This window comes from Streptomyces sp. NPDC059900 (assembly GCF_050270335.1).
Classification (GTDB): Bacteria; Actinomycetota; Actinomycetes; order Streptomycetales; family Streptomycetaceae; genus Streptomyces.
In genome coordinates, this window is sequence record NZ_JBNNJZ010000267.1 from 1 (window position 1) to 10933 (window position 10933).

Below are 10933 nucleotides of genomic sequence, written 5' to 3' on the forward strand. Positions count from 1 at the left end.
GACCCTTCCCGGTCTCGCTCCGGCCTCCGGTCGCCGAGGCGAACCGCATCTGAAAAAACGATCGCCTGCAACGGAAACATCTGTTGGACAGGATTCACGGTGCGTTCAAGGATGTCCCGTACGGCAGCGCAGTCAACGCGACACCGGAATGAACTGCCGTATGAGCGGAGGATGAAGTGCCGAGCGAAGAGACCGAAGTAGTCGTCGTCGGGGCCGGTCAGGCCGGCGTGGCGGCCAGTGAGCACCTGGGGGCTCACGGAGTGCCGCACATCGTGCTGGAGCGGCATCGCATAGCCGAGCGGTGGCGCTCGGAGCGATGGGACTCCCTGGTGGCCAACGGTCCCGCGTGGCACGACCGCTTCCCCGGCCTCGAGTTCACCGACGTCGACCCCGACGGCTTCGCCACGAAGGAGCAGGTCGCCGAGTACTTCGCCGCGTACGCCGAGAAGATCGGCGCCCCGGTCCGCTGCGGTGTCGAGGTGACCGGCGTACGCAGGCACCCGGGCCGGCCGGGTTTCCGGGTGGAGACGTCACAGGGCTCGATCGACGCGCGGTTCGTCGTGGTGGCGACCGGGGCGTTCCAGCGGCCGGTGTTCCCGCCCATCGTTCCGGACGGCACCGTCCCCGTGCAGATCCACTCCAGCGGCTACCGCAATCCGGAGCAACTGCCCGAAGGCGCCGTCCTGGTGGTCGGGGCGGGTTCCTCGGGGGTGCAGATAGCCGACGAGCTGCGCCGCTCCGGGCGCCGGGTCTTCCTCTCCGTCGGTCCGCACGACCGTCCTCCCCGCGAGTACCGCGGGCGTGACTTCTGCTGGTGGCTCGGGGTGCTCGGGCTCTGGGACGCGGAGACTTCGCCGCAGGGCGCCGAGCACGTGACCATCGCGGTCAGCGGTGCGCGCGGCGGCCACACCGTGGACTTCCGCGCCCTGGCCGCCGACGGCATCGAACTGCTCGGGATGACGGAGTCCTGCGCCGACGGCGTCCTGCGCTTCGCCCCCGACCTCGCCACGAACATCGCGCTCGGCGACGAGAAGTACCTCGCCCTGCTCCGGGCGGCCGACGCGTACGTCGAGCGCAACGGCCTCGACCTCCCCGAGGAGCCGCAGGCCCACGTCCTGGGACCGGACCCGCAGTGCGTGAGCGACCCCCGCCTCGAACTGGACCTGGCCGGGGCCGGCGTCACCTCCGTCGTCTGGGCGACGGGCTTCGCCACCGACTACGGCTGGCTCGAGGTGGACGCCTTCGACGAGAAGGGCCGCCCGCAGCAGCGACGCGGAGTCTCCACCGAGCCCGGCGTCTACTTCCTCGGCCTGCCCTGGCTCTCCCGCCGCGGATCCAGCTTCATCTGGGGTGTCTGGCACGACGCCCGGTACGTCGCCGACCACATCGTGACCCGGCGGGGCTACCTCGCGTACGGCACCACCGACCGGCACGGCGCCGCCCCGGCCGCCCCCACCACCTGAGGAGCAGACGATGACTTCCCCGAGCACGCACCAGGGCCCCCGGCCCAAGGACCCGATCACCGTCGGCGGGCACACACGGATCCGTCCGTTCAACACCCGCGACACCTACCCCGAGCAGAACCTCGACAACGACCTCTGCCAGGCCGTCGTCGCCGGTGACACGGTGTACGTCCGCGGCCAGATCGGCCAGGACCTCGACACCAGCGAGTCCGTGGGCATCGGCGACGTCGAGGCGCAGGCCGAGCAGGCCATGGCGAACATCAAGATGCTGCTCGAAGAGGCGGGCGGCCGGATGGAACACCTGGTCAAGCTGACCATCTATCTGGTCGATCCGCGCTACCGCGAGGCGGTGTACCGCACGGTGGGCCGCTGGACCAAGGGCGTCCACCCCATCTCCACCGGCCTGGTGGTGTCCGCGCTCGCCCGGCCCGAGTGGCTGTGCGAGATCGACGCGATCGCCGTACTTCCCGCGGACGTGCTTCCCGGGGCCGCACTTCCCGAGGAGGAGCAGGCATGACGTTCTCTCTGGTGGTCAGGGACGGTGAGCGGTTCGGCATCGCGGCCAGTTCGTCGAGTCCGGCGGTCGCCGCCCGTGTCGTCCACCTGCGGCCCGGCGTCGGCGCGGCGACCTCGCAGAACATCACCGACCCCATGCTGGGCACCGGCCTCCTCGACGGCCTCGCGGACCACGGCGACGCCGAACGCGCCCTGGCCGGCGTCACCGGCGCGGCGGCGAACAAGGACACCATCGACTACCGGCAGTTGACCGTTCTCGGCCGGTCGGGTCCGGGGTTCGCCTTCAGCGGCCCGCGCACCCTGGGCACCTTCGCGTCGGCCACCGAGGACGGCGCGGTCGCGGCCGGCAACATGCTGTCCGGCGCGCACATCCCCGGCGTACTCCTTGACGCGTACGCCGCCGCCACGGGAGAGCTCGAGGAACGACTGCTCACCGCGATGAAGGCCGCCGTCGCGGCCGGCGGCGAGGAGGGGCCCGTGTACTCCGCCGGGATGGCGGTCGTCGCGGACGTCGGCTGGCGGGTCACCGACCTGCGGGTGGACTGGGCCGAGGATCCCCTGGACCGGCTCGGCGACCTGCTCGACGTCTGGCTGCCGCAACGCGACGCCTATGTGCGGCGCGGACTCGATCCCGCCACCTCTCCCTCGTACGGCGTTCCGGGAGACCTGTGATGGAGCGGATGAAGGAGGCGGCACGGCACACGGTCGACCGGCACGCCGCGGAACTGATCGGCCTCTCCGAGCGGCTGCACGCCGATCCGGAGACCGCCTGGCAGGAACACCGGGCAGCCGCCGCCGTACCCGAACTGCTCGACCGCGCCGGATTCGACGTCACGCCGTCCTACCTCGGCCTGGACACCGCCTTCCACGCCCGGTTCGGCAGCGGGCCGGTCAAGATCGCGCTGTGCGCCGAGTACGACGCGCTGCCCGGCCTGGGACACGCCTGCGGCCACAACCTCATCGCGGCGAGCTCGGTCGGCGCCGCGCTCGGCCTGGCCGCCGTCGCCGACGACGCGGGACTCACCGTGGAGGTCTACGGCACCCCGGCCGAGGAGGGCGGCGGCGGCAAGATCGAGATGCTCGACCGCGGCGCCTTCACCGACGTGGACCTCGCGATGATGGTGCACCCGGCGCCGGTCGACGTCGCCGAGGCCCGCCCCTTCGCGGTCAGCCATTCCAAGGTCTCCTACACCGGGAAGTCCGCGCACGCCGCCGCCTACCCGGAGGCCGGGATCAATGCGGCCGACGCCTTCACCGTCGCCCAGGTCGCCATCGGGCTGCTGCGCCAGCAACTGCCGGGTTCGGCGCGCGTGCACGGTGTGGTGACACACGCCGGGGACGCCCCCAACGCCATCCCGGAACGATCGAGCGGCCGTTGGTACGTCAGGGCCGAGACGCTCGCCGAACTGGCCGAACTCGAACCGCGCGTCATGCGGGCCTTCGAGGCGGGCGCCCTCGCCACCGGCTGCGACCTGGAGATCGAACCGGAGAGCAAGCCCTACGCGGAGTTCCGCACCGACGAGAGTGCCCTCGCGCACTACCGGACCAACGCCCTGGCCCTGGGCCGTGAGTTCGCGCCGCCCGGCCAGGCGGCGCGCATGAACCGCGCCTCCACCGACATGGGCAACGTCTCGCAGGTCGTCCCCGCGATCCACCCGTACATCGGCATCGGCTCCCTGCCCGCCACCAACCACCAGTACGAGTTCGCCGCCCACTGCGTGGGCGGGCGGGCCGAACGCGCCCTGCTCGACGGCGCGCTCGCACTGGCCTGGACCGGCGTGGACCGCGGCGCCGCCCCACCACCCCGGCCCTGACGGCCCGAGGACCGCGGCACCCGCACAGCTCCAGCTTCGGAACCCCTTTTCCCCAAGGAGGCGCGTATGCCCACGCGTGACAGCAGTGCCACGACGACCGAGGCCGAGCCGGCCACCGATGTGGTCGCACTGCGCAGGAGCGTCGCCGCGGGCGCCGTAGGCGTCTTCGTGCACTGGTTCGACTGGGCTGCCTACGCCTATCTCGCCGGCACGGTCGCGACCGTGTTCTTCCCCGCCGACGACAGCACGACCGGACTGCTCGCCGTGTTCGGCGTGTTCGCCGTCTCCTTCGGCATCCGGCCCATCGGCGCCCTCGTCTTCGGACCGCTCGGCGACCGCATCGGCCGCAAGCGCACCCTGTCACTGGTCATCTTCATGATGTCGGGCGCGACCCTGACCATAGGTCTGCTCCCCGGCTACGACTCCATCGGCATCGCCGCCCCGGTCCTCCTGGTGGTGCTTCGCCTGATCCAGGGCTTCGCGGCGGGCGGCGAGTTCGGCAGCGCGGCCAGCTTCCTGGCCGAGAGCGCGCCGCGACGCCGGCGCGGATTCGGCGTGAGCTGGCTGGAGGTCGGCTCCCTGCTCGGCTTCCTCGCCGGCTCGTTCGTCTTCCTCATCCTGTCCACCGCGCTCGACGAGAGCCAGCTCACCGCCTGGGGCTGGCGCATCCCCTTCCTGATCGCCGCGCCCCTCGGCGTCATCGGCTTCATCATCCGCAGCAAGATCGAGGACACCCCGGAGTACCGGGCGCTCGAAGCAGGCGGCACCGTTCCGAGCAGCCCCGCCCGCGAACTGCTCCGCTCCCACAAGCGCGAACTGCTGCAGGCCGCAGGCCTGATGGCGGCCATGCACGTCCCCTTCTACGCCGTGCTGACCTACCTCGTCACCTACGAGACCGACCACCTGGGCCACTCCGCCGACAACGCGGCCCTGCTGTCCACGGTCATCTCGCTGATGGGCCTCGCGCTCGTGCCACTGTTCGGCGCGCTCTCCGACCGGGTGGGACGCAAACCGGTGTTCATCGGGGCGACGGCGGCCCTGCTCGTCCTGTCCACCCCGGCCTTCCTCCTGATGCGGACCGGGCTCGTGGGCACCTGGATCGCCGGTCTGCTGCTCGGCGCGATCCTGGCGGCGATCCTCGGCACCTACGCCGTGTGGTCGGCGGAGATCTTCCCCACCCGCACCCGGCAGAGCGGTCTTTCCGTCGCGTACAACATCACCGCGGCGCTGTTCGCCGGGACCGTGCCCTACCTGATGACGGTGCTCATCTCCGCGACAGGCAGCACCCTGGTGCCGGGCCCGTACCTGATGGTGTTCGCGGTGGGCGGCCTGGTCGCCGCCCTGACCCTGAAGGAGACCGTCGGCACCACGCTGCTGCGCCCCGAGGACATCTCTCCCACGGCCCCTGAGTCCGCTGTGTCCCCTGAGTCCTCTGAGTCCCCTGAATCCCCCGCAGCCCACACGCCCCACACGCCCGCCGAGCGGGTGTAGCCCTCGCCGCCGCATAGGGTCGGTGCGGACACCGTTCACCGGGCACGAAGGTCTCGTATGACGTCACCGCTGGGTTTCACCCTCGTTCAGCTGCGCTACTTCCTCGTGGCCGCCGAACGTGGCTCCATGACGGAGGCGTCGGCCGAGCTGCACATCGCCCAGTCGGCCGTGTCCGCCGCCGTCCACAGCCTGGAGCAGGACCTCCAGGTGCAGCTCTTCATCCGGCGCCGGGGGCGGGGCCTGACCCTGACGCCCGCGGGGGAGCGGCTCCAGCAGCAGGCGCGGGACCTGCTTGCACGGGCCCGCGAGGTCCACCGGGAGGCCAGGGGCGACGGGGAGACCCTCTCCGGTCCGGTGGCCGTCGGCTGCTTCGTGACCCTGGCGCCGTACTACCTGCCGCCGCTGTTCAGCGAGTTCACCCGGCGCCACCCCGGCATAGAGATCGACGTGGTGGAGGCGGAGACCGACCAGCTCGTGCAGGCCCTGGCCGCAGGACGCATCGACTTCGCCCTCACCTACGGCCTCGGCCTGACGTCCGAGCCGGAACTGCACAGCGAGACGATCGCCCGTGCCCCGGCCTACGTCATCGTCGCGGCCGACCACCCGCTGGCCGGGCAGGACAGCGTGGAGCTGGCCGAGCTTTCCGCCGAACCCCTGGTCCTGCTCGACCTCCCGCACAGCCGCGACTACTTCCACGCCCTGGTGGCCGCCACCGGCACCGCCCCCGACGTCCGCTACCGCACCCGCAGCTACGAGACCGTGCGCTCCCTCGTGGCCCGCGGACTGGGGTATTCCGTGCTCAACCAGCGGCCCGCGACCAGCCAGACCTACGGCGGCGGCGAGGTCGCCGAACTGCGCCTGCGGGACGGCGGCGCACCGCTCGAAGTCAAGATTGTCTCCATGGGAGGCGTGGCCCAGACCGCCAGGGCCCGGGCAGTGATGAACCTGCTCCGGGAGATCGCGACGGACGAGAAGAGCCCTTTGCGCGCCCGCGACACGCTGTAAAGTGGGCGGTCAGCCCTTGACCTGCAAAAACGCAGGCAGGGAGCCGAGGACAAGGAGTAGCTCCATGCTGCGCACCATGTTCAAGTCCAAGATCTAGCACTTGGGTGTTTTTGCAGGTCAGAGGTGTGATAGCCCCGCTCGGGTCAGCAAACGGTCAGCATCGGGCGCGGGAGCGTCCCAGCTTGCTGACCAGGTGGCCGCCATGACGGGGGCCTGGACACAGGTGCCTGGCTCCCGCTTGGGAAGTTCGGTGTAAGACTCGACAGCTCGTCCGCGGCATGGGTCCTGAGTGAGTGGGCTGCGTTCGGGGCCGAGCGGTGTGCCTTATGGATTCCGCCTGCCCCCTCCGGCCGCTACCGCGACCTCGCCCCGGTGTCCTTCTCGTCCACTGCGCCTGCGCCATGGGCCTCGGCTTCGGCACCGTCGTCATTCCCGACTCGGAGACCGAAGCCGCAGCCGACTCCACCGCGGCGGCCCTCCGCGTGACCTGCTGCGCCACGATCACGCGCGCCCGCGAGCGGGGCTGGTCCTAGGTCGGCAGGGCAGCCGCTTGCCGCACCACCTGGGCGCTGCACGGGTAGGCGATGTTGCGCTAAGCGCCCACTGGGTGAGATGTCCGAGAGAAGGGCGGCGGCCCCCGGCCCGTACGTACGACAGGGGAGCCCCGTATCCGCCTTGCCGCTGCCTCCCAGCAGTGATACTGGATGCATGGACACGACGATCACCGCCCCCCGTGCCGAGATTCTGCGGGACCGCTACCGCAGCCGACTGCCCGAGCGCTTGCAGGAGCTGGCCGGCCCCGTCGAGGGCAACGTGGACCTGCCGCTCCACATCGTCTGGTCCGGGAGGACGAGCTACAGCCTGGACCGTCCGAAGTCCCGCATGACGCTTTACCGGACCGTCCTTGCCGAAGGACTGAGTGAGGACCTGGTGGCTCTCCTCCACCACCGGCTGCTCACCGAGCAGTGGCCCGTGCTGCGGCGCTTGATCAGTCCCTACATCCGCGAGGTCTGGGAGGACGCCTTCCCCGAGCTGCTCCGCACCGCTCCCGCCGACACGACCGCCACGTGAAGCTCACTCCGCTCCACGAGCGTCTCCTCGCCGACATCCTCGACCTCGGCTCCCCCTACCCTCTGGTCCTCACCGGCGGATACGCCGTGCAGGCCCACGGCCTGGTCGAACGCTTCAGCCGTGACCTCGACGTCGCCACCGAGAACCCTGCTCCGATGCAGGAGATCGTCGCCTCACTCACAGCAGGCCTCAGCGCGCGCGGATGGCAGACCACGCACGTCCAGACCGATCCGCTCAGTGGCCGGTTCCTCGTCACCGATCCGGACACCGGCGAGGAGTGCGAAGTCGACGTCCTCAAGGAGGCGTTCTGGGCTCCGCCTGCCCAGACCCCCTACGGCCCTGTTCTTTCCCTCGACGACGTGATCGGAACCAAGGTCCGTGCCCTCGCCGACCGCGGCACCGTCCGCGACCTCATCGACGTCCAGGCTGCCTCCCGTCACCGCTCCGCCGCCGACCTCGAATCCCTGGGCCGCCGTCGCGCCCACGACGAGTTCAGCCTCGAAGACCTCCGGGACCGGCTCATCGGCGCGGACTGGTACGAGGATGAGGACTACACCGCGTATGGGCTCACCACCCGGCAGATCGAAGAACTCAAGGCGTGGGCGCTGGAGTGGGCGGAGGATCTGGGTGCGCGGATCCAGGACGAGAACGCCTGAGAGGCGGTCATCGTGTCCATCCCCCCTCTACCGCCGTTGCAACGAGAGGATGCGGTGTAGCCAGCAGGTTCCAACCTGCAGCCATCCATAATGGGTGGCTGCCCTGCACAGCGGGCGTGCAGGGTTGCCGAGCGATACCCCGCAGTGGACTCACGGCGAAACCGGGCTGCGCAACGGTCAAACACTGCATCCCGCTCCCACTCCCACGTGCAGTCAGGGTCCGGACGGTGGAACTCGGTAACGGCCAGCTTGAAGAATGGGTCGGAAGGCTTCCGGCTGGATCCGGAAAGTCACGCCGTATCCCTCGACCCTCACTCAGCTGTCGAAGTCGTGTGTGGAGGATGGGGCACGGACCCGTCCGTAGTGAAGGAACGCCGCGAGCGGGGTCAGCAGACGGTGGGGGGATGCGCGAAGGGGTGATGGCCGCGGCAGCGGAAGAGGCCGCGTGCTCAACGGGCGAGCACGCCGACCTTCCATCACGTGCGCCTGTACGCCAGTTCGGCTCGTGGAAGCTGAGCACCGTCACGCCTGTCCGTGTCCGTCTGACGACCACGAATATTTCTGCTTAAGGTCCGTAACCTTCCGAATAAAACTATGATGTAGGCCACGTCTCGGGTCTCCAGGGGAGGGAGAGCCGAGGGAGCGGCGCGGTCGAGCATGGGCCGGGGCCGTGTGCAAGGGGGGTGTACATGCCCGAAGGGCAGACGGTTTCTGCGGCGTCCAGGAAGGTTGCAGAGCTGGTCCGCGCCTTCTCGTCCGGAATTTCTGAGCGGGAACTGGTAGTCGAGGCCAAGAAGCAGTTCGGCACACTACCGGAGCAGCGGTTAGTCAAGCTGGTCGCCGAGGCGGTCCGCGGAGGTCTGCTGATCGCTTCGGGGGACCGTCTCCTACCTGTTGCTCCGCAGGAACATGTGCGCCCGGCACAGGTGGCGTCTGAACGGCGCCAGCCAGGCGCTGAGTCCGCTGTTGCTGCACAGTTGGACGAGACGTCCGTGCTGCGGACCGTCGCGCTCGACGTCGAAAGTGTCGTACGGACGACGGCGACCGCTCCTTACTTGGAGCGGCACGTCTACGAGGTGGCAGCGGTCAGGTTCGGCGCCGATCGTGAATGGGTCGCTGCGGCGCCCCACTGGCGGCGGTACCTCAGGTTCCCTGGTGACACTGAGGAGTTGCGTGACGGCAGTGTGCGGGACGCTGTGCTTGGCCAGGGGTTATCCCAGCAACAGGCGTGGACGGAGCTGAGTGACTTCCTGTCGGACGCCGATGTCGTGGTCGCCTATAACGGCACGACACTGGACTTTCCGGTCGTAAGTGAAGCGGCGAAGGAGGCCGGTACCAGCGATCCGCTCTCCGCCGTGCGCCCCGTCGACGCCCTGTACCTCGCGCACGCCGTTTGGCCGACAGCCCCATCCCACCGACTTCAGGACCTCGCGCTTCAGCTCGACGTCTCCCGTTCGGATCTGCGCGCCCATACTGCGGACGGCGACGCGGTCTTGCTGGTGCGTCTCCTAGAGCGGGCCGCCGCCGAGTTCGCAGGCAGGACGGCCGAATTGCGCGATCTCATCGCCGACGTCTGCCCCGACTCCGACGCGTGGTGGCTGTTGCGGGAACTGGCCGAGGGTGAGGCCGCCAACGATCGAGAGCCGCGGGTGTGGGAGCAGGCGCACGTGGCCCGCCTGTTGGGTGCCGAGTTTGGGCAGCGCACGCCGCGTCGAACCCCTGGCGGAAGGGCACCGGGCAAGGGCGCCGTGGACGTGCCGGATGTCTTACGGGGCGCCGGCGGAAGGGTCGAGCCGACCGCTCTCGCCCGGGTCGTGCACGGCTCCCGCGTTGAACCTCGGCCTGCCCAGCAGACGATGACGACGACACTGCACGACTGGATCGACCGTGGCGTCAGCGGTCTGCTGGAAGCACCCACCGGTACCGGAAAGAGCTATGCACTGCTCGCCGCCGCGCTGGACTGGCTCGCCGGTGGCGACAGCCGTACCGCTGTCATCGCCACATACACCAACCAGTTGCAGAGCCAGATGGCGAAGGACATCCAGGACCTGGAGCGGGCCCTGCCGGGCATCCTCGGGGTCGCCGACCTGGTCAAGGGCAAGTCCAACCGGCTCTCCCTCGCAGCCCTGACGAAGACCCTCGCCGAGGCCCCCCGTCGGCACCGCTCCGCGGGCACCGCCCGCGCCGACTTCTCCCAGCGGAGCCGGTTCCGCGAACTCGCCGTCTTCCTCGCGCTGCGCCTGCTCGCGGCCAAGGAACCCCCGCAGTCCTGGACGGCCAGATCGGTCGACCCGGTGGACCTGCCCGCCTTCTTCACCGACTACATCGGGCGCGGCCTGCCGCTCTGGCTGGAGTCGCTGTCCCAGCGCGACGGCGACTACGGCCCCGCCGCAGGTAACCCGCTCACCGTGCACACCGACACCGTCCGGGAGTCGATCGACAGCCACCGCCTCATCCTCGCCAACCATGCCCTCGTCCTCTCCCACCTGGACGACCTGCGTGCCGTCGGACCTGAGCTGCTCCTCGTGATCGACGAGGCGCATGAGTTTGAGAACGCCGCCACGTCCGCGATGACTGTGACCGTCGACTACCAGGACCTGGAAGCATTGCTGCCGGAGTACCAGGCGTGGCTCGCGGACGCACACCCAGGAACCGCTAAGGAGCACGCCGCTGTAGCGATTGCCAACCTCGAACGGCTACTCGATGATGAACGCCTACCCCGGCTGGCGGCGCAGGCCTTTGACGCCCAGGCCAAGGGCGTGGGTGTACGCATCGGCAGCCGGGCGACCACGCTCGCCAGCCCCTACGCCGGTACCTCCGGCACCCGGCACACCCGGCGGCTGTCGTTGGTGCTGGAGAGCATCGCCAAGGCGCTCATGTCCTGTCGCATCACGCTGGAACGGTACGTGGTCCAGCA

The 10933-nt window shown here is 69.8% G+C and carries 10 protein-coding genes; all 10 read left to right on the top strand.

The window, feature by feature from the left end:
- Nucleotides 1–176: 176 nt before the first annotated feature.
- The gene (locus tag ACQKIP_RS28075) at nt 177–1463 is read left to right on the top strand and encodes a flavin-containing monooxygenase (protein ID WP_365866971.1); all 1287 of its coding nucleotides are present in this window, start codon (nt 177–179) and stop codon (nt 1461–1463) included.
- A 10-nt stretch (nt 1464–1473) separates the two neighbouring features.
- Complete coding sequence (locus ACQKIP_RS28080; protein ID WP_365866973.1) at nt 1474–1980, top strand: RidA family protein; 507 nt, start codon at nt 1474–1476, stop codon at nt 1978–1980.
- Nucleotides 1977–2651 (top strand): DUF1028 domain-containing protein, encoded by a 675-nt coding sequence (locus ACQKIP_RS28085; RefSeq protein ID WP_365866975.1) that lies wholly within the window; start codon nt 1977–1979, stop codon nt 2649–2651. The genes ACQKIP_RS28080 and ACQKIP_RS28085 overlap by 4 nt, the downstream gene beginning before the upstream one ends.
- Complete coding sequence (locus ACQKIP_RS28090; protein WP_365866976.1) at nt 2651–3793, top strand: M20 family metallopeptidase; 1143 nt, start codon at nt 2651–2653, stop codon at nt 3791–3793. The genes ACQKIP_RS28085 and ACQKIP_RS28090 overlap by 1 nt, the downstream gene beginning before the upstream one ends.
- Nucleotides 3794–3859: 66 nt before the next feature.
- Complete coding sequence (locus ACQKIP_RS28095) at nt 3860–5284, top strand: MFS transporter (RefSeq protein ID WP_365866978.1); 1425 nt, start codon at nt 3860–3862, stop codon at nt 5282–5284.
- Nucleotides 5285–5341: 57 nt separating this feature from the next.
- Complete coding sequence (locus ACQKIP_RS28100) at nt 5342–6289, top strand: LysR substrate-binding domain-containing protein (protein WP_365866979.1); 948 nt, start codon at nt 5342–5344, stop codon at nt 6287–6289.
- A 401-nt stretch (nt 6290–6690) separates the two neighbouring features.
- Nucleotides 6691–6822, top strand: coding sequence for a hypothetical protein (locus ACQKIP_RS28105; protein WP_365866980.1), 132 nt, complete (start codon nt 6691–6693; stop codon nt 6820–6822).
- A 175-nt stretch (nt 6823–6997) separates the two neighbouring features.
- On the top strand, nt 6998–7360 hold the full coding sequence (locus tag ACQKIP_RS28110) for a hypothetical protein (protein ID WP_365866982.1): 363 nt from the start codon (nt 6998–7000) through the stop codon (nt 7358–7360).
- Nucleotides 7357–8016, top strand: a complete 660-nt coding sequence (locus tag ACQKIP_RS28115; RefSeq protein WP_365866983.1) for a nucleotidyl transferase AbiEii/AbiGii toxin family protein — start codon at nt 7357–7359, stop codon at nt 8014–8016. Before ACQKIP_RS28110 ends, ACQKIP_RS28115 begins: the two co-directional genes overlap by 4 nt.
- 689 nt (nt 8017–8705) lie before the next feature.
- On the top strand, nt 8706–10933 hold a 2228-nt coding region (locus tag ACQKIP_RS28120; protein ID WP_427744459.1), incomplete at its 3' end, for a hypothetical protein.

Excerpts from the sequence above, each read along its gene's own strand:
- ACQKIP_RS28080 (WP_365866973.1), top strand. The coding sequence starts at position 1,474 with ATGACTTCCCCGAGCACGCACCAGGGCCCCCGGCCCAAGGACCCGATC.
- ACQKIP_RS28085 (WP_365866975.1), top strand. The coding sequence starts at position 1,977 with ATGACGTTCTCTCTGGTGGTCAGGGACGGTGAGCGGTTCGGCATCGCG.
- ACQKIP_RS28090 (WP_365866976.1), top strand. The coding sequence starts at position 2,651 with ATGGAGCGGATGAAGGAGGCGGCACGGCACACGGTCGACCGGCACGCC.
- ACQKIP_RS28095 (WP_365866978.1), top strand. The coding sequence starts at position 3,860 with ATGCCCACGCGTGACAGCAGTGCCACGACGACCGAGGCCGAGCCGGCC.
- ACQKIP_RS28100 (WP_365866979.1), top strand. The coding sequence starts at position 5,342 with ATGACGTCACCGCTGGGTTTCACCCTCGTTCAGCTGCGCTACTTCCTC.
- ACQKIP_RS28105 (WP_365866980.1), top strand. The coding sequence starts at position 6,691 with ATGGGCCTCGGCTTCGGCACCGTCGTCATTCCCGACTCGGAGACCGAA.
- ACQKIP_RS28110 (WP_365866982.1), top strand. The coding sequence starts at position 6,998 with ATGGACACGACGATCACCGCCCCCCGTGCCGAGATTCTGCGGGACCGC.